At 62.1% G+C, this 20,030-nt stretch carries 21 protein-coding genes and 1 tRNA gene; 13 read left to right on the top strand and 9 right to left on the bottom strand.

Going from position 1 to position 20,030, the window contains the following annotated elements; genetic code table 11:
* The first annotated feature begins 4 nt into the window (after positions 1–4).
* From AC1RQ5_RS24755 to AC1RQ5_RS24735, 5 genes are read left to right on the top strand one after another with little or no spacing between them, the layout of a single operon-like run.
* The gene (locus AC1RQ5_RS24755; RefSeq protein WP_398479209.1) at positions 5–892 is read left to right on the top strand and encodes an ABC transporter permease; all 888 of its coding nucleotides are present in this window, start codon (positions 5–7) and stop codon (positions 890–892) included.
* 4 nt (positions 893–896) lie between these two features.
* Positions 897–1,961, top strand: coding sequence for an ABC transporter ATP-binding protein (locus tag AC1RQ5_RS24750; RefSeq protein WP_493202508.1), 1,065 nt, complete (start codon positions 897–899; stop codon positions 1,959–1,961).
* 1 nt (position 1,962) lies between these two features.
* A complete protein-coding gene (locus AC1RQ5_RS24745) occupies positions 1,963–2,160 on the top strand; it encodes a hypothetical protein (RefSeq protein ID WP_493202506.1) in 198 nt (65 codons plus the stop codon).
* On the top strand, positions 2,157–3,572 hold the full coding sequence (locus AC1RQ5_RS24740; protein WP_493202504.1) for an amidase: 1,416 nt from the start codon (positions 2,157–2,159) through the stop codon (positions 3,570–3,572). The genes AC1RQ5_RS24745 and AC1RQ5_RS24740 overlap by 4 nt, the downstream gene beginning before the upstream one ends.
* Positions 3,569–4,543, top strand: a complete 975-nt coding sequence (locus AC1RQ5_RS24735; protein ID WP_398479217.1) for an ABC transporter ATP-binding protein — start codon at positions 3,569–3,571, stop codon at positions 4,541–4,543. The genes AC1RQ5_RS24740 and AC1RQ5_RS24735 overlap by 4 nt, the downstream gene beginning before the upstream one ends.
* Positions 4,544–4,646: 103 nt before the next feature.
* Here the strand turns inward: AC1RQ5_RS24735 and AC1RQ5_RS24730 are convergent, their stop codons facing one another.
* The 4 genes from AC1RQ5_RS24730 to AC1RQ5_RS24715 form a co-directional block, all read right to left on the bottom strand.
* Entirely contained in the window at positions 4,647–5,135 is a 489-nt protein-coding gene (locus AC1RQ5_RS24730) for a CinA family protein (RefSeq protein WP_493202502.1), read from the bottom strand.
* On the bottom strand, positions 5,135–6,073 hold the full coding sequence (locus AC1RQ5_RS24725) for an MBL fold metallo-hydrolase (protein ID WP_493202501.1): 939 nt from the start codon (positions 6,071–6,073) through the stop codon (positions 5,135–5,137). The genes AC1RQ5_RS24730 and AC1RQ5_RS24725 overlap by 1 nt, the downstream gene beginning before the upstream one ends.
* A gap of 82 nt (positions 6,074–6,155) precedes the next feature.
* Positions 6,156–7,481, bottom strand: a complete 1,326-nt coding sequence (locus AC1RQ5_RS24720; protein ID WP_398479223.1) for an MFS transporter — start codon at positions 7,479–7,481, stop codon at positions 6,156–6,158.
* Positions 7,482–7,594: 113 nt separating this feature from the next.
* Positions 7,595–8,494: a transcriptional regulator GcvA gene (locus AC1RQ5_RS24715; RefSeq protein ID WP_493202498.1), complete on the bottom strand. Its 900-nt coding sequence runs from the start codon at positions 8,492–8,494 to the stop codon at positions 7,595–7,597.
* A gap of 128 nt (positions 8,495–8,622) precedes the next feature.
* Between AC1RQ5_RS24715 and AC1RQ5_RS24710 the strand changes: the two genes are divergently transcribed.
* Both AC1RQ5_RS24710 and AC1RQ5_RS24705 read left to right on the top strand, forming a co-directional pair.
* Positions 8,623–8,826: a DUF1127 domain-containing protein gene (locus AC1RQ5_RS24710; protein ID WP_493202496.1), complete on the top strand. Its 204-nt coding sequence runs from the start codon at positions 8,623–8,625 to the stop codon at positions 8,824–8,826.
* Between the two features lie 25 nt (positions 8,827–8,851).
* Complete coding sequence (locus AC1RQ5_RS24705) at positions 8,852–9,466, top strand: GNAT family N-acetyltransferase (RefSeq protein ID WP_493202494.1); 615 nt, start codon at positions 8,852–8,854, stop codon at positions 9,464–9,466.
* On the opposite strand, the gene AC1RQ5_RS24700 is transcribed toward AC1RQ5_RS24705, so the two are convergent.
* On the bottom strand, positions 9,467–10,306 hold the full coding sequence (locus AC1RQ5_RS24700; protein ID WP_493202492.1) for an oxidoreductase: 840 nt from the start codon (positions 10,304–10,306) through the stop codon (positions 9,467–9,469).
* A gap of 119 nt (positions 10,307–10,425) precedes the next feature.
* Between AC1RQ5_RS24700 and AC1RQ5_RS24695 the strand changes: the two genes are divergently transcribed.
* On the top strand, positions 10,426–11,316 hold the full coding sequence (locus AC1RQ5_RS24695) for a LysR family transcriptional regulator (RefSeq protein ID WP_398479233.1): 891 nt from the start codon (positions 10,426–10,428) through the stop codon (positions 11,314–11,316).
* Between the two features lie 136 nt (positions 11,317–11,452).
* Here the strand turns inward: AC1RQ5_RS24695 and AC1RQ5_RS24690 are convergent, their stop codons facing one another.
* A complete protein-coding gene (locus AC1RQ5_RS24690) occupies positions 11,453–12,154 on the bottom strand; it encodes an SDR family NAD(P)-dependent oxidoreductase (protein WP_493202490.1) in 702 nt (233 codons plus the stop codon).
* A gap of 92 nt (positions 12,155–12,246) precedes the next feature.
* Between AC1RQ5_RS24690 and AC1RQ5_RS24685 the strand changes: the two genes are divergently transcribed.
* Complete coding sequence (locus AC1RQ5_RS24685; protein ID WP_493202488.1) at positions 12,247–14,001, top strand: acyl-CoA dehydrogenase family protein; 1,755 nt, start codon at positions 12,247–12,249, stop codon at positions 13,999–14,001.
* 98 nt (positions 14,002–14,099) lie between these two features.
* Here the strand turns inward: AC1RQ5_RS24685 and AC1RQ5_RS24680 are convergent.
* The 3 genes from AC1RQ5_RS24680 to AC1RQ5_RS24670 form a co-directional block, all read right to left on the bottom strand.
* Positions 14,100–14,176, bottom strand: a tRNA-Met gene (locus tag AC1RQ5_RS24680).
* Between the two features lie 179 nt (positions 14,177–14,355).
* Positions 14,356–14,835, bottom strand: a complete 480-nt coding sequence (locus AC1RQ5_RS24675; protein WP_493202486.1) for a VOC family protein — start codon at positions 14,833–14,835, stop codon at positions 14,356–14,358.
* 14 nt (positions 14,836–14,849) lie between these two features.
* The gene (locus tag AC1RQ5_RS24670) at positions 14,850–15,269 is read right to left on the bottom strand and encodes a VOC family protein (RefSeq protein ID WP_493202484.1); all 420 of its coding nucleotides are present in this window, start codon (positions 15,267–15,269) and stop codon (positions 14,850–14,852) included.
* A gap of 369 nt (positions 15,270–15,638) precedes the next feature.
* On the opposite strand from AC1RQ5_RS24670, the gene AC1RQ5_RS24665 reads away from it, so the two are divergent.
* The 4 genes from AC1RQ5_RS24665 to AC1RQ5_RS24650 all read left to right on the top strand — a co-directional run bounded on the left by AC1RQ5_RS24665 (position 15,639) and on the right by AC1RQ5_RS24650 (position 20,014).
* Positions 15,639–16,583: a tripartite tricarboxylate transporter substrate binding protein gene (locus tag AC1RQ5_RS24665; RefSeq protein ID WP_493203553.1), complete on the top strand. Its 945-nt coding sequence runs from the start codon at positions 15,639–15,641 to the stop codon at positions 16,581–16,583.
* Between the two features lie 161 nt (positions 16,584–16,744).
* Positions 16,745–17,230 carry a tripartite tricarboxylate transporter TctB family protein gene (locus tag AC1RQ5_RS24660; protein WP_398482500.1) on the top strand — a complete coding sequence of 162 codons (486 nt, stop codon included), beginning with the start codon at positions 16,745–16,747 and terminating at the stop codon, positions 17,228–17,230.
* Between the two features lie 12 nt (positions 17,231–17,242).
* Positions 17,243–18,751 carry a tripartite tricarboxylate transporter permease gene (locus AC1RQ5_RS24655; RefSeq protein ID WP_398482498.1) on the top strand — a complete coding sequence of 503 codons (1,509 nt, stop codon included), beginning with the start codon at positions 17,243–17,245 and terminating at the stop codon, positions 18,749–18,751.
* A gap of 150 nt (positions 18,752–18,901) precedes the next feature.
* Positions 18,902–20,014 (top strand): HPP family protein, encoded by a 1,113-nt coding sequence (locus tag AC1RQ5_RS24650; RefSeq protein ID WP_493202481.1) that lies wholly within the window; start codon positions 18,902–18,904, stop codon positions 20,012–20,014.
* Positions 20,015–20,030 lie beyond the last annotated feature (16 nt).

Below are 20,030 nucleotides of genomic sequence, written 5' to 3'. Positions count from 1 at the left end.
CGCCATGACCGTTCTCACCGACAACGCCTTGCAAGCAGCTCCCGTCAACAAAGCCCGCGGCTATTGGGCCACGGTCGGTCGCCGCATCCGCCGCGACAAGGTCTCCATGGCCTGCGCGGCGATCCTGCTGCTGATCCTGCTTGCCGCAATCTTCGCGCCCTATCTCGGTCTCGCCGATCCCTATCAGGGCTCGATGATCCGCCGCCTGCGCGCCATCGGTACGCCGAACTATCCGCTCGGCACCGATGAACTCGGCCGCGACATGCTGGCCCGCCTGATCTATGGCGGCCGCCTGTCGCTGCTCATCGGCATCCTGCCGGTGATCCTGGCTTTCATCATCGGCACATCGCTCGGCCTCGTCGCCGGCTATGTCGGCGGCAAGCTCAACACCGCCATCATGCGCACCATCGACGTGTTCTACGCTTTCCCATCGGTGCTGCTGGCGATCGCGATCTCCGGCGCGCTCGGCGCCGGCATCGTCAACTCCATCGTCTCGCTCACCATCGTGTTTGTCCCGCAGATCACCCGCGTGGCTGAGAGTGTCACCACCGGCGTGCGCAACATGGACTATGTGGAAGCCGCGCGCGCCTCGGGTGCGGGCACTTTCACGATTATGCGGGTGCACATGCTGGGCAATGTGCTCGGCTCGATCTTCGTCTATGCGACGGGCCTGATCTCGGTGTCCATGATCCTTGCCGCTGGTCTGTCGTTCCTCGGTCTCGGCACCAAGCCGCCAGAGCCGGAATGGGGCCTGATGCTGAACACGCTGCGCACCGCGATCTATGTCAATCCGTGGGTGGCAGCGCTGCCTGGCGTGATGATCTTCGCCGTGTCGATCTGCTTCAACCTGCTGAGCGACGGCATGCGCAGCGCCATGGATATCCGGAATTGACGCCATGACAGATGCACTCGAAATCACCGACAAGATGCTTGAACCGCTGGAAGACATCGGCGGCGAAGCGCAGCCTTTGCTCAACGTCAAAGGCCTGACAAAACATTTTCCGGTGCGCGGCGGGCTGTTCGCGCCGAGCAAGACCGTGCGTGCGGTCGATGACGTGTCTTTTGCTATCGGCAAGGGCGAGACCGTCGGTATCGTCGGCGAGTCCGGTTGCGGCAAGTCCACCACAGCGCGTCTCCTCATGCATCTGATGGATCGCAATTCCGGCGACATCATTTTTGATGGCCGCGCTGTCGGCCGCGAACTGACGCTGCGCGAACTGCGCCGCGGCATGCAGATGGTGTTTCAGGATAGCTACGCGTCGCTGAACCCCCGTCTCACGATCGAGGAATCCATCGCCTTCGGACCCAAGGTGCATGGCATGTCCGACAAGGAGTCGCGTGCGCTGGCCCGCGATCTGCTCGGCAAGGTCGGCCTGCGGCCCGAGACCTTTGCCAATCGCTATCCGCACGAAGTCTCCGGTGGCCAGCGCCAGCGCGTCAACATCGCCCGTGCGCTGGCGCTGTCACCACGCCTCGTCATTCTCGACGAAGCCGTGTCGGCACTCGACAAATCTGTCGAAGCGCAGGTTCTCAATCTGCTGGTCGACCTCAAGCGCGAATTCGGCCTGACCTATCTCTTCATCAGCCACGACCTCAACGTGGTGCGCTACATCTCCGACCGCGTGCTGGTGATGTATCTCGGAGAAGTGGTTGAACTCGGCCCGGTGGATGACGTCTGGGACGCGCCGGCACATCCCTATACGCGCGCGCTGCTGGCGGCGATGCCGTCCACCGATCCCGATAACCGCACCGAAGTGCCGCCGATCACCGGCGATCCGCCGAACCCGATCGACCCGCCATCCGGTTGCCGTTTCCACACGCGATGTGCGTTTGCCGAAGCCATGTGCGGCGGGAGCAAACCATTGCTAACGGAGATCACCGCGAGCGGTCATCAGGCCGCGTGCTTCATGGCGATCCCGGGCTCCGGTCACAGCAAGGCGCCCAGCGCGGGAGTGCAGTGACATGGCGAAACCATCTGCCAGGCAGATCAAGGTTCTGTCCGAAGTGACCGGTGTGCCGGCTTCCGATGAGACCGCCGAGCGCATTGCCGTCTCCATGGGGCCAGCCTTCGAGAATTTTGCCGCTATCGCCGGGACATTGCCGCTCGACCTCGAACCCGCGACCTATCTCGCGGTTCAGAACGGAAAGGCCGGCAAATGAGCGCCACCGAACCCGCATTGCTGTCGGTCACAGAGATCGCAGCGGCCATCGCCGACAAGACAATCTCGTCGCGCGAAGCCACGCAATCCTGTCTTGATCGCGTCGCCAAATGGCAGCCGCATCTCAACGCCTATATGTCCATCGAGGCCGATGCTGCGCTCAAGGCTGCTGACGCGGCGGATGCCGCGCTCGCCAAAGGCGAGAACCATGGCGTGCTGCATGGCGTCCCGATGGCGCATAAGGATATGTATTACGATGAGGGTCATGTGGTGACCTGCGGCTCCAAGATCCGCAAGGATTGGGTGGCCAAGACCACGGCCACTTCGCTGCAGCGCCTCAAGGATGCTGGCACCGTCCGTCTGGGCTCCCTGCAGATGGTCGAGTTCGCCTTCGGGCCACTCGGCCACAACACGCATTACGGTCCGGTTCGCAATCCATGGAATGTCGCGCATGCCACCGGCGGCTCGTCTTCGGGCTCCGGCTCGGCGGTCGCCGCGCGCCTGACCTTTGCAGCGCTCGGCTCGGACACCGGCGGCTCGATCCGGATGCCGGCGCATTTCTGTGGCGTGTCCGGTCTCAAGACCACCGCAGGCCTCGTTAGCCGCGCTGGGGCGATGCCGCTGTCGCAATCGCTCGACACCGTTGGCCCGCTGGCGCGCACTGTCGAGGATTGCGCGCTCATCACGGGCTTGATGGCCGGTGCCGACCCGCTCGATCCCACCACCAGCACGCGCGATGTTCCGGATTACATGGCCGCCACCAAGGCGTCCGCGAAGGGCATGACCGTCGGCATTCCCAAGGCGTTCTATGTGGACGATCTCGATCCCGAGGTCGCCGCGATCCTGCAGAACACGATCGCAGCGCTGAAGGATGAGGGCATCCAGATCGTCGAGATCGATCTGCCCAATCAGCCGCAGCTCACCGCCGCCTCGCAATTCGTCGTGGCCACTGAGGCCGCAGCTTTGCACAAGCGCTGGATGATCGAGCGCCCGCAGGATTACGGCCCGCAGGTTTTGATGCGTCTCGAAAACGGTCTCGCCGTCACCGGCGTGGCTTATCTCGAAGCCTTGCGCTGGCGCGGTCCTGCACTCGCGGCGCATCTCGCGGCGGCCGCCGGCGTCGATGCCATTCTCGCCCCGGTGTCGCCGATGGCGGCGCCCCGGATCGACGAGACCGATATCGGCAACGGCCCAGGTGCCGAGGCGCTGATCCAGCGCATCACGCGCTTCACACGCCCGATCAATTATCTCGGTCTGCCCGCGCTTTCGATTCCTACCGGCTTCACCAAGGCGAAGCTGCCGGTCGGCATGCAGCTCATCGGCAAGCCGTTCGACGAATCGACGCTGCTGACCATCGGCGCCACATTCCAGCGCGCGACCGATCACCATCTGAAATGTCCGGAACTGTCATGACCAATCTGATCGACGTCCGCAATCTCAATGTCACCTTCCGCGGCGAACGCACCGTCTATGCGGTGAACGATCTCAGCCTGTCGGTGAAGCAGGGTGAGGTGCTTGGCCTGCTCGGCGAATCCGGTTCGGGCAAGAGCGTCACCTTGCGCGCGCTGATGCGGCTCTTGCCGAAGAAGCGCACGCAGATCACCGGCAGCATCAATGTGCTGGGCAAGGATGTACTGGCGCTCGATGACGACGAGTTGTCAAAATTCCGCGGCCAGAGTGTGTCGATGATTTTTCAGGAACCGGCGCTGGCGCTGGATCCCGTCTACACCATCGGCCAGCAGATTGCCGAAAGCGTGATGCGCCATGAGGGCAAGAGCCAGGCCGACGGCATGAAGCGCGCACTCGAGATGCTTGAAGTGGTGCGCATTCCATCGGCCAAGCGTCGTCTCGATGCCTATCCGCATGAGATGAGTGGCGGCATGCGCCAGCGTGCGATGATTGCGCTCGCACTGGCCTGCAAACCAAAGATCCTGCTGGCGGATGAGCCGACCACGGCGCTGGATGCCACGGTGCAGATCCAGATCCTGCTGCTGCTGCGCGAGCTGCAGCGCGAATTCGGCATGTCGATCATTTTCGTGACCCACGATATTGGCGTCGCTATCGAAATCTGTGACCGCGTCGCCGTCATGTATGCCGGCCAGATCGTGGAGCAGGGCACTACGAGCCAGATCGTGCGCTCGGCAGTTCATCCGTATCCAAAGGGCCTGCTGTCATCGACGGTGCATGGTGCCAAGCGCGGCGAGCGCCTGGAGACCATTCCGGGCACGCCGCCCTCGCTCGACACGAAGCCAGCGAGCTGCTCATTCGCGCCACGCTGCAAGTTTGTGCAGGACCGTTGTACGGAAGCTCTGCCGCCGAATGTGGAGCTCGCGGGTGATCGCGTGGTGCGGTGTATCCGAGCGGAAACGGTTGCTGCCGCATAGTCGTAGGATGGGTTGAGCGTCAGCGATACCCATCACCACAAACACCGACGCTTGTGGTGATGGGTATCGCTGACGCTCAACCCATCCTACGCGAGCGTCGTTTCTACGCCTTCAGATTCTTCAGCAAGAACGTCAGCGCCGTCTGGGCAAACACCTGCATGTTCTCCTGCCGGTCGCTGCTGCCCGTCTCTAGTGTCATCACCTCATTCGTCGGCCCTGCGACGGCGATACAGCTATGCCCCGCGGCATCGCCGTAGCGATTGCCGCTTGGCCCTGTGGCTCCCGTCTCCGACAATCCCCAATCACATCCCAATCGCTCACGGATCGTTCCCGCCAGCAGTTGCGCATAGGGCTCGGAAGACGAGCGCATGCCCGGCACCCGAAACGCGTCATCTAAGATATCCATCAACACCCGCCGCGCATCGCGCGTATAGATCACGCCGCCGCCGATGAAATAGGCGGACGCGCCGGGCACCGCGAGCAGCGCCGCCGAGATCAATCCGCCGGTGGAGGACTCGGCCACGCCAATGGTCTGCTTGCGCGCGATCAGCTCGATCGCGACTTTCTCGGCAAGCGGGAGAAGGTCCTTCATCACTTCACTCCCGCCTTCTTCGGCGCCAGCGATCCATAGACGGCGCGAACAAAATTCTTTGCTGCCGTCTCGTTCGGCGCCCACTTCGCATCAAGGTCGGCGAAGGGCTTTGCGGCCTGCACTTCGTCTTCGGTCTTGCCGTCCTTGACCAGCTTCGTCATGCGATCCCGCGCGGTGATGAGCATGTCGCGATAGGCGGCGAGGGCCGCCTTGTCGCCGAGCGGGCCGTGGCCGGGCACGATCTTGGTCTTGTCATTGGCCAGCTTCAGATAGGTGTCGGTCGCAGCGATCATGCCTTTGATATTGCCACCATTGAGCGTGTCGATGTTTGGGTAGCGGCCATTGGTGAAGGTGTCGCCGGTCGAGATCACATTGGCGCTCTTGAAGTAGACGTAACTATCACCGTCCGTATGAGCGTCCTTGATATGCCGGAGTTCAGCGATGCGGCCACGCAGGCTCAGCGACAGTCGGTTCGGAAAAGTCCGCGTTGGCAGCGCAGCTTTCGGTGCCGGCGCGTTCTGCGCGCCTGTCAGAAAATTCGCTGTGCCCTTCGCAAGACGCGTCCGCACTTTGATATTGGCGACGATGGTTGCGCCTTCCTTGACGAAGGCTTCGTTGCCGCCGGTGTGGTCGCCGTGAAAATGCGTGTTGACCACATATCTCACAGGCTGCGGGGTGATCTTGGCGATCGCCGCCTTGATCTTGTCATGCAGCGGCGCAAACTGGCTGTCGATGAGGATGGCGCCGACCTTCGCTGTGGCGAGCGTCATGTTGCCGCCCATGCCTTCCAGCATGTAGACGCCGTCGCCAAGATCGGTGGACTTGATGTCCACCTTGGAGAAATCCGGAGGCGGCGGTGCTGGCGGCGTCTGCTGCGCAAATGCGGGCGGGGCGAAAGCGAATAAGGTGCTGGCGAGAACGATCGCAAGGCTGCGCATGGGGGACTCCAAAGATAGAACGCTGACGTCTTAGCACGCCAGCGTCCATGTCCATCCCCTTATGCGTTCAAATCGCCGTGCCTCATATGGTGACCGGCTTCGGCGCCAAGGCCTCGCTGCCCTTGCGATAAATCACGAGTGCCGCAATCGCGCCGCTTGCGGCAGCCGCCATCAGCCAGAAACCGGGTGAGGCGCGGTTGCCGGTGTGCTCGATCAGCCAGGTCGAGGCAAAGGGCGTAAACGTGCCGAGCAGGCCGGCAGCCAGCGCGAAGGCCAGAGAGAAGCAGGTCGTGCGCACATGCGCTGGCACGATTTCCACCAGGGCGCCCAGCATGGTGCCGCTGTAGACGCCGAAATAGAACGAGAACAGCATTTCAACGGCCAGCATCTTGCCGAAACTCGGTGCGCTCACCAGCCAGCTCAATGCGGGATAGGCGGTGAAAAAGGCGAGAATGGTAATGGTGAGCAGCACCGGCTTGCGGCCGATGCGATCAGACAAGGCGCCGCCGACCGGATTCCAGATAAAATTCGTGATCGCGATCAGGCAAGTGACGATGAGCGCGTCCTGCGTGGAGAGCTTCAGCACGTTCTTGCCAAATGTCGGCGTGTAGACGGTGACGAAATAGAACGTCACCGTCGTCATGGTTGCCAGCATCATGCCGAGCAGCACGATGCGCCAGTTGGCGGCGGCCGAAGCGAACACTTCGCTGGCGGTCGGATGCTTCTTCATCTTCAGAAATTCCGGCGTCTCTTCCAGCGTGCGGCGCAGGAAGAACAGGAACGGGATGATGATGCAGCCGATGAAGAACGGAATTCGCCAGCCCCAGGCATCAACGACATCCTTCGGCATCAACTCGCTAAGGATGAAGCCCAGCACGGCCGCGACGAAGATCGCCACCTGCTGACTCGACGACTGGAACGAGGTGTAGAAGCCGCGATTGCCGGGCGTCGAAATCTCCGAGAGATAAACCGACACACCGCCAAGCTCGACGCCGGCGGAGAAGCCCTGCAGCAATCGCCCGATCAGCACGATGATCGGCGCCGCGACGCCAATGCTGGCATAGGTCGGACACACCGCAATGGTGACGGTGCCGGCGGCCATGATGGCAAGGGTGACGATCAGCCCCTTCCGGCGACCGATCTGGTCGATGTAAGCGCCGAGCACAATGGCACCGACCGGGCGCATCAGGGCGCCGAGCCAGAACACGCCAAACGTATTGAGGAGGGCTGCTGTCTCGTTCTCGGACGGAAAGAACGCCTTTGCGATGGCGCTGGCATAGAAGCCGAACAGGAAGAAGTCGAACTGCTCCAGGAAATTGCCACTGGTTGCCCGCAAGATTGCCGCAAGACGTGACTTGATTTCGGGTGTCGAAACCGCGTCTTGCGCGGTATTTCTTGCGGCATCCATGTGGCTTTCTCCCGGCAATATTGAGGCCGGCAAAATGCGCGGCCAGGCAGCTTTGAACTGCCGATCTGCGGCAATATGCCACAGTCTGGCGGGGTGGGCCAAGCCGAAACCGATCAGATTCGAGGTGGAACCTGAGACTGAAGCCATTGCCGGAAGGCGCGCAGGTTGGGACTGTCCGCGCTGACCTCCGGAGAGACGAGATAAAACCCGGCATCGGCCGGCAGCTTGATATCGAATGGCATCACCAGGCGGCCGGAGGCGAGGTCGCCTTCCACATAGGTCGTGCGTCCGACGGCGACGCCGAGGCCGTCGATGGCGGCTTGCAGGGTCATGAAGATCAGATCGAAGCCGAGCGCGGGTTGCTTGGAGATATTATTCGGTAACCCCGCAGCCGTCAGCCAGAGACGCCAGTCGTCGTCGTGGCTGGCATTGGTGTGCAGCAATGTGTAGCGCGCGAGATCCTGGGGCTTTCGCAACGGCCGATCGCCCATCAATAATTTAGGACTGCACACCGGAAACAGATGATCCGCCGTCAGCCAGTCCGCGCGCAGGCCGGGCCACTGGCCGCGGCCGTAGCGGATCGCGGCATCGACATCGCCACTCTTGAAATCGACCAATGCGGTTGAGGTGGTGATGCGCACATCGATATGCGGATTTGCTTGCTGGAAAGCGGACAAGCGCGGCAGCAGCCATTTTGAAGCGAAGGACGCGAGTGTGCTGACAGTGAGCACATGATCGCGGTCGCGATGCAGCAGGCGATCAGTGGCCAGGCGCAGATCATTAAATGCAGCGCGTATACCCGGCAGGTAATCGCGGCCCTGTTCGGTGAGTGCCAGAGTGCGGTTCTGCCGGATGAAGAGTTTGACGCCGAGTTCTCCTTCCAGCCGCTTGATCTGATGGCTGATGGCCGTCTGCGTGACGTTCAGTTCTTCCGCCGCGAGGGTGAAGCTGAGATGCCGCGCAGCTGCCTCGAAGGCGCGCAGGCCATTCAAAGACGGCAATCTGGGGCTCATCGCTCATCTCCCGGCAGCCCAATCTCAACCATGAGTTTATCTCATGTGTTGCGGCGCACAATGTCGTTTGTCGGACGCGCCGTTCAGGCAGATATCTATGCGCATAGATTTAGCTTCAGGAGAGCGACATGTCTATTTGCACCCATGGATCGATGACAAATCATCATGCGAATACCGCTTTGTCCGGCGTCACCGAGACGCTCCGGGTGTGGCGCGAGCGCTATCAGCAGCGGCGCGAACTGGCGCAGTGGACCGAACGCGATCTGCACGATCTCGGCCTCAGCTGGTCGGACATGCTGGCAGAAGCCGACAAGCCGTTCTGGCGGGCCTGAGCAAGCAGTCGCGCAGGAGGATGTCATGAAGCATATCGATCTGCAAAATCTCGGGCGGTATTCCGATGTCCTGCTGTCGCGTGGTGACGAGGTAGTCACCTTGCGCTTCGCCGAACTTACAGACGCTGACGCGCTGCAATCCTATTTTCGCGGTCTGTCTGCGCAGTCGCGCTACAATCGGCTGATGGGGGCTGCGAGCGAGCTGCCGGCAGGCCAACTCGATCGCTTCATCCATGTGGGCGAAGACGACGGCTTTTCGCTTGTCGCGACCACAAAGCGCGATGGCGTCGAGTTGATTATCGGCGAAGCCCGGTATGCGGTCGATGAAGACAGCAGCAGTCTTGAGATCGGTCTGTCCGTCGATGACACGATGCAGGGGCAGGGCATCGGCGCGGCACTGCTCGACAATCTCGAATGCCGTGCGGCAGCGCTTGGTGCCGATCGCCTGCTTGGCGATACGCTTCGCTCCAATGATGCGATGCTGGCGCTGGCGCGCAAGGCAGGATTTGCCCTTGCGCCGACACCGGGTGATTGGAAGCAGATCCGTTTCGCGAAGAAAATCTTGCTCGCGCCGCAGGATATTCCCTGCGTGAGCTGGCGACTGGCGGCGATGACCGCCAGTGCGCATGGCGTGCAGTAGTCAGGCGGGCACGTTCGCAAAGTCCGTCGAGGTGGCGAGATCGCGCCAGGCGGCGAGCTCCGTCTCCACATGGACGTGCTTGGCTTCGATGCGCGCCACCGTATCGCTGCCGAGCGGCAGGCGTGTCGGGGGCGCCTTTGCCGCCACAAGCTGCATGAAGGCTTGCGCAAGTTTGCTGGGATCGCCGGGCTGCGCATGATTGGCATCGGCGGCATGCACGCGCGTCTTGCCTACGGTGTCGTGATAATCGTCGATCTCGATGCCGGTGCGCACGAGCGGCTTGTCATCGAGGAAATCGGTGCGGAAGAAGCCGGGCTCGACGACGGTGACATGGATGCCGAGCGGCGCAACTTCGGCACCCAATGCTTCGCTGATGCCTTCGACCGCGAACTTGGTCGAGCCATAGACACCCCAGCCCTGGAAGCCCGCATAGCCACCGATCGATGAGACATTTATGATGTGGCCCGCGCGTTGCCGGCGCATATGCGGGAGAACCGCGCGGGTGACAGAGAGCAGGCCGAACACGTTCGTTGCATAGATCCGCTCGACTTCCGCGGCGCTGGATTCCTCGATGGCGCCGAGCAGGCCGTAGCCAGCATTGTTCACCAGCACATCGATGCGGCCGAAGGTCTTCACCGCGAGGCCGGCGGCTTCGTGCGCCTGATCCTCCTTGGTGACGTCAAGGCGGGTGGCAAGCAGGCGCTCGTGGCTGCCGAGGCGGGCGGTGACAGCCGCGGGATCGCGCGCAGTGGCGACCACGGCGTCGCCTCGTGCGAGTGCCTCGGCCGCAATGAGGGCGCCGAAACCGCGGGATGCTCCTGTGATGAACCAGACACGCATGATCGTCTCTCCTTGGCTGGCCCGGCGACATCGCCGGGCTGACGGGAGGGACACTAGGGTCTCGCCAGAATTGAATTAATCCGCTATTTATTTCATGTCTTATTGAGCGAAATTCATCAATGAACCGGATCGGCCCGGCAGAACTGGCAACGTTTCTGGCCATCGCCCGCCATCGCAGTTTTCGCGCGGCGGCGGTGGAGCTCGGCGTATCCGCCTCGGCGCTCAGTCATGCCTTGCGCAATATCGAGGAGCGGCTCGATCTGCGCCTGGTCAATCGCACCACGCGCAGCGTGGCGCTGACCGAGGCGGGCGAGCGATTGTTCGCGCGCGTCAGTCCGGCGTTCCAGGATATCGACGATGCGCTGGAAGACCTGAATACGTTTCGCGGCAAGCCCGCCGGCACGTTGCGTTTCAATGCGGCCAGGCAATCGGCGCAGCTGGTGCTGCTGCCCCTCGTGACGCGCTTCCAGAAGGCCTATCCGGAAATCAATGTCGAGATCGCGGTGAATGACGGGCTCGTGGATATGGTCTCCGCCGGATTCGATGCGGGCATTCGCTTCGGTGAAACGATTGCAGCGGACATGATCGCCGTGCCGATAGGACCGCGGCAGCGCTCGGCCGTGGTGGGGACGCCGGCGTTTTTCAAAAAGTACAAACAGCCGCGGACGCCGCATGAACTGAAAGACCTGCCATGCATTCGTTTCCGCTTCTGGGGTGGGGCGCTGTATCGCTGGGAATTCGAGCGCGGCGGTGTCGCATTGGAAATCGATGTCGCGGGTCCGCTGACACTGAATGATCAGGATCTGATGGTGGATGCGGCGCTGGACGGTGCCGGGCTCGCTTACGTGTTCGAGAAACAGGTCGAGGACCTGATTGCGAAGCGGAAGCTGGTGCGCGTGCTAGCGGATTGGTGCCCGGCCTATCCCGGCTTCTTCATGTATTACCCAAGCCGCCGACAATTGCCGGCAGCGCTGCGGGCGTTTGTGGATTTCGTGAAGGCGGCGAAGTAGAGCGGGATCGTAGGATGGGTTGAGCGGAGGCGCGAAGCGCCGGAGCGAAACCCATCATTCGGTCGTTGCGGCAGATTCCGCCGATGGGTTCTCGCTGCGCTCAACCCATCCTACGGCATCGAGATACGGCATCGCGCTAGAATTTCTCCACCCACGGCCGGATTTCCAGCTCGGAACTCCACGCACTGCGCGACTGCTGCAGCACATGCCAATAGTTTGCTGCGATGGCGTCGGGATCGAGCAGCGAGTCCGGTTTGTCCGCAGACTCCGTGCGCACCGAACTTCGGATGCCGCCATCGATCACAAAATGCGCGACATGGATGCCCTGTGGCGCGAATTCGCGAGCGAGCGACTGCGCGAGGCCGCGCAATGCGAATTTGCCCATGGCAAAAGGCGCCGATTGCGCAAAACCCTTGATGCTGGCAGACGCGCCGGTGAACAGGATGGCGCCATGCTTGTTCGGCAGCATCCGCTGCAATGCCTGCTGCGCGACGAGGAAGCCGCCGAAGGCGCTGACAGCGATGGATTGCGCAACGTCGCTCGGTGCCAGTTCGACGAAGGGGCCGCGGGCGCGTTGGCTGGCATTGTAGACGACGATGTCGATCTTGCCGATCTGCGCTTCGACATCCTCGAAAAGTTTTGCGACATCGTCCGCTTGCGTCGCATCACAAGCAAATGTTTTGGCGCCCGTCTCGCGGGCTAGCCCGTCAAGCTTGCCGCTGTTGCGGGCGGCAAGCGCCACGCGAATGCCTTGCTTCGACAACAGCCGCGCCAGCGATGCGCTGATGCCTTCGCCGGCGCCGACGATCAGGGCCGTTTCGTATTGCGGGATATCCATGGTCCTACGCTCCGGCTTAAGCACTTTATCCGCATGCGTTGCGGGTGCATGATGCAAATGGAAACGCTATCAGCCCATCACAAGAGGCCGCCATGAACGCCCATGCGCAAAACAAAAATCTGATCGCGCCGGATACGTCCGGGATGAATTTTTACCACGCTGATCCCGCGCTGCGCGACCTCCTGCGCATTCATCTGCCGGAGGATCTGTTCAAGCACATCCAGCCGCATCTGGAAAAACTGGGCGAACTGGTTGGTGGGCCGCTGGATGAAGCGGGGCGGATGGCCGATCGGCATGGGCCGGTGCTGCACCAGCGCGACAAGTTCGGCCAGGATGCGCAGTGGGTGGAATATCACCCGGCCTATCGCGAGCTGGAAAATGCCGCCTTTGGCCAGTTCGGCATTCACGCGCTGTCGCATCGCAAGGGCATCATGGGCTGGCCATCGACCTATCCGGTGGCGGCGAAGCACGCATTCACGTTCCTGTTCAACCAGTCTGAATTCGGCATGGGCTGCCCGATCAATGTCACCGATGGCGCCGCGAAACTGCTGTCGAAATTCGGCGACGAAGCGCTGCAGGCCAAATATCTGGACGGGCTGACGCAGACCGACATGAGCAAGCTCACGCAAGGCGGTCAGTTCATGACGGAGAAGGAAGGCGGTTCCGATGTCGGCAAGCTGACAGCGCGTGCCGTGCAGGAAGGCGATCACTGGCGGCTGTATGGCGAGAAATGGTTCTGCTCCAATGCCGACGCGAAAGTGGTGATGCTGCTGGCGCGGCCGGAAGGCGCCGTCGGCGGCACCAAGGGCGTCGGCCTGTTCCTGATGCCGCGCTTCCTCGATGACGGCACGCAGAACCACTATCGGATCGTGCGTCTGAAGGACAAGCTCGGCACCCGCTCGATGGCCTCGGGCGAGATCAAGCTGGAAGGCGCAATCTGCTATGCGGTCGGCAAGCTCGATCGCGGTTTTGTGCAGATGGCGGAGATGGTGAATTCATCGCGCCTCTCCAATGGCGTGAAGTCCACGGCGCTGATGCGCCGGGCCTGGCATGATGCGATCACCGTGGCCCGCAACCGCGTGGTATTCGGCCAGCGCATCATCGATATGCCGCTGGCGCGGCGGCAGCTGATGAAGATCCTGCTGGCGACGGAGCAGGGGCTCTCCATGAGCTTTGTCACCGCTGATGCACTGGATCGTGCGGAGGCCGGCAGTCAGGATGCGGCGGCGCTGCTGCGCATCCTGACGCCGGTCTTGAAATTCCGCGCGACGCGTGATGCGCGCAAGGTCTGTGGCGACGCGATGGAGATGCGCGGTGGTGTCGGTTACATCGAGGAATTCGCCACGGCACGTCTGCTGCGCGACGCGCATCTCGGCTCGATCTGGGAAGGCACCGGCAATATCGTGGCCCTGGACGCGCTGATGCGCGCTGTTGGGCGGCATGGTGCGGAAGCGGCGCTGGCCGCTGATCTGCACAATCGGCTCAACGAATCCCGGAGTGTCCCACAAGCCTGGCGCGATCGGCTGCATGCGCTATCCGACCGCGCGATCTCGTTTGCCCGCGAGGTTGCATCCCGCGCGGACAACGAGGGTGATGCGCGTCGTGCCACCAGTGCGCTCTATCACGTGGCGAGTGCCGTCGCGATGGCGTGGGAAGCGCATCGCATTCACTTCCAGCGCGGCGATGCCCGCCGCCTGCTGATGTCGCGCCTCGTCATCGAGCATCGTCTGCTGGCGCCGGATCCGTTCGCGGTGGTGGAGAATGATGTGCAGAGGGCCATTGTCGCGCATCTGCTCGGCGAGCGCGATGTGAGCATGGATGAGGCGGGACGGCTGGTGACGGCGTGAGCCGTGACTGGTGGCGGAATCGGCGTTGTTCGCCAACACGACATCGAAAGCCCGCTTGGCGGCGGGCTGGGTGACATGCTGGAGATGTTGCAGGAATTTGGTAGCGGGAGAGGGACTCGAACCCCCGACCCCAGGATTATGATTCCCGTGCTCTAACCAGCTGAGCTACCCCGCCACAGGGTCACGACGGCCAGAATGCCGCGTCGCGAACGGGCCGCTTATAGGGACGGGGAGGACGCCCTGTCAAGCAAGGCGACCACCGAAAATCCGCTTTTCCGCCATTCGGTTAGCCGGTCTCCGGCAGAGCGCCGATTACGGCGCTCTGCCAACGGCTTGAGAGCCTTCGGTCGCGCCCTAAACGCCGTCAAAGGCCTTTTGCAGCGCGGCCATATCGAGCTTGATCATGCCCATCATGGCGGCCATGGCCCGCTTGGCGCCCTCGCCATTCTCGCTGGCGAGCAGTTCCGTAAAGCCATTGGGGACGATCTGCCACGGCACGCTCCAGCGGTCGTTGATCCAGCCGCAGGCATTTTCCTTGCCGCCATTGGCCAGAATGGCGTCCCAGACACGATCGACCTCCGCCTGATCCTCGCAATGGATGGTGAAGGACACGGCCGTGCTGAAGGTGGCGGGGCTGCCGCCATTGAGGCCGATGAAGCTCTGGCCAGCCAGCGTGAAGCCGACGACCAGCACATGGCCAGCTTTGCCGCCGGGATAATCAATGGGCGCGCGCTGCACGCGGTCGATGGAGGAATTCGGCACCAGCGAGCAGTAGAATTTTGCGGCCTCTTCGGCCTCGGTTTCGTACCAGATGCAAGGGGAAATCTTCGACATCGCGCGTCCTCCGCTCAGGTCGCCATCGCGGCTTCGGCGGCCGCCATGTCCATCCACATCACTTCCCAGATATGGCCGTCCGGGTCTTCATAGCTGCGGCCATACATGAAGCCGAAATCCTGGGTCGGGGTCGGATCCGGCGTGCCGCCGGCATCCGTCGCCTTCCTCACCAGCGCATCGATCTCGTCGCGGCTGTCGGCGGAGATGCAGATCAGCACCTCGCTCGATGTCTTCGCATCGACGATCGTCTTCGAGGTGAACTGCTTGTACTTGTCGTGTGTCAGCAGCATCGCGTGGATGGTGTCGGAGAACACCATGCAGGCGGCGGTGTCGTCGGAGAATTGCGGGTTCTTGGTCGCGCCGACTGCCTCATAGAAGGCAACCGCGCGGGGCAGGTCGCTGACCGGCAGGTTCACGAAGATCATCTTGGGCATGTTGTTTTCCTCGCATGATGTGGTGTCGTCCCAAGGACGAAGCTGGCGATATCGATCCGACATGGTGCCGACATTTTTTGTGGCGGCATTTTCAATGCGACAGCCGCCGCTTTTCCACCATGACGTGCAAGGTCATGCGGACGGTATGTCGCATGCGCGTTGCACCATCGGAATTGCGACCGCGGGCAAATCATCGTTCATTGCCAACACGGCAGCGATACGACGGAAGACGCACTTTCCGACACGGATTTAGACGTTACACTGCCGTCACAACAAAGGTCCGGTCATGAGCCGCGGCCGCCAAGAGATAAAAGAGGGAGAGAATTCATGCTGCAGCGCAGTCGCTTTGCACTTCCATTGTCTGTCGCCATGGCCGCCGCCGCGATTGCCACGCTCGGCACGGCCACCATTGTCCGCGCACAGGAATATCCGACCAAGCCGATCACGCTGATCGTGCCATGGCCTGCCGGCGGCTCCACCGACATCTCGATGCGCGCCATTGCGGATGCGGCGTCGAAACATCTCGGCCAGCCCATCGCCATCGACAACAAAGGCGGCGGCGGCGGCACGGTCGGCCCCGCGACCATGGCGGCGGCGGCGAAGCCGGATGGTTACACCATCTCGCAGATTCCGATCACGGTGTTCCGCCTGCCGTTGATGCAGGAAGTGTCGTGGAATCCCGACAAGGATTTTTCCTACATCATCCATCTCACCGGCTACACCTTCGGCATCACGACGAATGCGGACTCGCAGTTCAAGACCTGGAAGGACGTGGTCGATTTCGCCAAGGCCAATCCGGGCAAGGTGACCTATGCGACGCCGGGCACCGGCACCTCGCTGCATGTGGGCATGGAGCAGATCGCGGCACTGGCCGGCATCAAGTTGACCCAGGTGCCGTTCAAGGGCGGCGCCGAGACCAACGCGGCAGTGCTCGGCAATCACACCATGCTGCAGGCGGATTCCACCGGCTGGCGACCGCTGGTCGATGCCGGCAAGCTGCGTCTTTTGATGGTGTGGACCGACAAGCGCTCGCCGAATTTCCCGGATGCGCCGACTCTGAAGGAGAGCGGCTATCCGATGGTCTATGACTCGCCATTCGGCATTGCCGGGCCAAAGGGCATGGACCCGAAGATCGTCGCCAAGCTGCATGATGCCTTCAAGAAGGCGATCGAGGATCCCGCCGTCGTCGCGACGCTGGCGAAATATGACATGGTGCCGAATTACAAGAACACCGAAGACTACAAGAAGTTCGTGGTCGAGGTGACGGCGTCGGAGCGCAAGGTGATCGACAGCATCGGGCTCGCGAAGAAGTAGGAGATCCCAGGTGTCGTCCCCGCGAAAGCGGGGACCCATACCCTCCGACATTGTCGTGCAAGCAAGACCTCTCCAATCCGCCGCCACATATCGCCAGCGTGTATGGATCCCCGCCTGCGCGGGGACGAAGCGGTGATTGTGGAACGACCGAAAGCTCCTCCATGGCCTCCACCACCCGTCCTCCCTTCCGTCTCAACAATTCCGAATTCTGGACCGGGGTGATCGGCCTTGGGCTTGGCGTGTTCGTGATCCGCTCCGGGCTCAAATTGAAGCTCGGCACCATCAATGATCCCGGCTCCGGCTTCATGCTGTTCTATATCGGCATCCTGATGTGCGCGTTCGCCGTCACCATCGTCCTGGCATCGGTGACGGAAGGCGGCCCGACCTTCGGCTCGCGCTGGGAGGATGCGCGCTGGAGCAAGCCGGTGCTGATCATCGCGTGCCTGATCGCTTATGCGTTTGCATTGGAGCCGCTCGGCTTTCTGATCGCGACCATTCCGTTGATGCTGCTCTTGTTGCGCATCATCGATCCTGTGCGCTGGACACTGGCCGTGCCGCTGGCGGTGCTGGCGCCTGTCGGTGTGTGGTGGGTGCTCAAGCATGGTCTGGCGATCATGCTGCCCACTGGCACCTTCGAGATCGGTTGAGGGAGCGGCATCATGGACGTTCTCGCCAACGTATTTCACGGCTTCGGTGTGGCGCTGCTGCCGGTCAATCTGCTGTATTGTTTCATCGGCGTCTTCATCGGCACGCTGGTCGGCGTGCTGCCGGGCATCGGTCCGATTTCGGCAATGTCGCTGCTGCTGCCGGTGACGCTGTCCGGCACGCCGGAGTCGGGCATCATCATGATGGCGGGCATCTATTACGGCTCCATGTATGGCGGCTCCACCACATCGATCCTCGTCAATATCCCCGGCGAGGCGGCGTCGGTCGTCACCTGTATCGACGGCCACCAGATGGCGAAGAAAGGCCGCGCAGGTCCCGCGCTCGGGATTTCCGCGCTGGGCTCCTTCATTGCCGGCACCTTTGCGCTTGTCGCCTTGATGCTGGTCGCGCCTTCGCTGGCGGCTGTCGCGATTGCCTTCGGGCCGGCCGAATATGCCAGCCTGATGGTGCTCGGCCTTGTGGTGCTCACCTTCCTCACGCAGGGCTCGATGGCCAAGGCGCTGCTGATGGCCTGCATCGGCATCGTGCTCGGCCTTGTCGGCCTCGACAGCATTACCGCGCAACCACGTCTCACCTTTGGCCGTATCGAACTGATCGACGGCATTGGCCTTGTGCCGGTCGTGATGGGCCTGTTCGGTCTCGCCGAAGTGCTGCTCAACACCGAGCAGGCGATCAAGCGCGAGATCATCAATGCGAAGATCACGCAATTGCTGCCGAACAAGGAAGACTGGAAACGCAGCGCCGGTCCGATCGGACGCGGCACTGTTCTCGGCTTCTTCCTCGGCATTCTGCCCGGCGGTGGCGCAGTGGTGGCGTCCTTCGCATCCTATGCGCTGGAGAAACGTCTCGCGAAGAAGCCCGAGGAATTCGGGCATGGTGCCATCGAAGGCGTCGCCGGCCCGGAAGCTGCGAATAACGCCGCCGCCGGTGGCGCGTTCATTCCGCTGATGACGCTCGGCATCCCGCCGAATGTGGTGATGGCGCTGCTGCTTGGCGCTTTCGTCATTCACGGGCTGCAGCCCGGACCGCTGCTCATCACACAGAATCCGACATTGTTCTGGGGCATCGTCGCCAGCATGTATATTGGCAATGCGATGTTGCTGGTGCTGAATCTGCCGCTGATCGGCATGTGGGTGAAGCTGCTGAAACTGCCTTACAACGTGTTGTTCCCACTGATCGTGCTGTTCACCATCATCGGCGTCTATTGCAGCAGCAACAATGTGTTTGACGTCTATGTGATGGTCGCCTTCGGCATCATCGGCTACTTCATGCGCAAGTTCGGCTATGAGCCAGCGCCGCTGGTGCTAGCCTTCGTGCTCGGTCCGCTGCTCGAGAACAATCTGCGCAAGTCGTTGATCCTGTCGCAGGGCGATCTCATGACTTTCGTCGAACGTCCAATTTCCGCGGCTTGTCTGGTTCTTGCGGTGATCCTGCTGATTGCGCCGCTGTTGCCGGCGCTGCGTCGGAAGCGGGAGATGGTGGCGCTGGATGAGGGCGCGTAATCGGCCAGCTTGCCTTAGGCGTGGAACTGGATAGAACATCTTCACGCTCGCTTGTTTGCGAGCTGAACCGCCTGCGATGCCGCAGGCTGGTCCATCGTGGTCAACGGTGATCGCGCGTCAATTTCGCCTGCGCGTTTCCGGTTCTCCTCGATGACGACATCCGAAAGCCCTAAAGGGGCGTTGGCGCAGCCGCGCCGTGGCTTCCGATTGTTTACACCCATCCTCGCTGGCGCCAGCCTGCGCGAGCGCATGCTGGCGTGTGTTGGCGCACTGGTGGGCATCGCACTGACCGGGATGATCTGCCGCTTCGTGCTCGGTGATCACACAAGCCTGCCGCTGATCGTGGCGCCACTCGGCGCGTCAGCGGTGCTGCTATTCGCGGTTCCCGCCAGCCCTCTGGCGCAGCCGTGGTCGATCATCGGCGGCAACACGATCTCGGCTTTTATCGGCGTTATCGTTGCGCATTTCGTCCGCGATCCCATTCTCGCGATCGGCTTCGGTGTATCCATCGCCATCGCGGCCATGTCCTTCGCGCGCTGCCTGCATCCACCGGGCGGTGCGACGGCGCTAACAGCCATTATCGGTGGTCCGGCGGTGACATCGGCGGGCTTTCTGTTTCCGTTCGTTCCTGTCGGCCTGAACTCGCTGCTCTTGGTTGCGCTCGGCCTGCTGTTTCACAAGGTGTCGCGCCACACCTATCCGCATCTCGCGAGCGCGCCGCCGCCGAATACGCATGGGACTGCGGATATCAGCCCCGAATTGCGGGTCGGCTTCAAGCCAGAGGATATCAGCAAGGCGCTCGAAGTCCTGAAAGAGAGTTTCGATATTAGCCCCGAGGATCTCGACAGCCTGCTGCGGCAGGTGGAGCTACAGGCGCTGCTGCGGACCCACGGCAATGTCGCGTGTGAAGACATCATGTCGCGCGATGTCGTGACGGTGGGCGTGTGGGACAAGGTCGAACTCGCGCAGACACGACTGCTCAAGCACAATGTGCGGACGCTGCCCGTGATCGACCGGCAGGGGCATCTCGTCGGCACCATTGGTCTGCGTGAAATTCTCGACAAGGCAGGCGATATGAGTGTGCGGATGTCGCCTGCATCCACGGCGTCGGCGCAAACCCCTGCGATCGCCCTGTTGCCGACGCTGACCGATGGCCGCACCCATGCGGTCATCGTCATCGACAATGATCGGACCATTGCCGGCCTGATCACGCAGACCGATCTGCTTGCGGCCATCGCGAAGCTCATTCCTGTGAACGCGTGAGTCGCATGACGGTATA

The organism is Tardiphaga sp. GW821-FHT12E02 (assembly GCF_058807155.1).
This window is presented reverse-complemented; position numbering and strand designations above follow the sequence as displayed.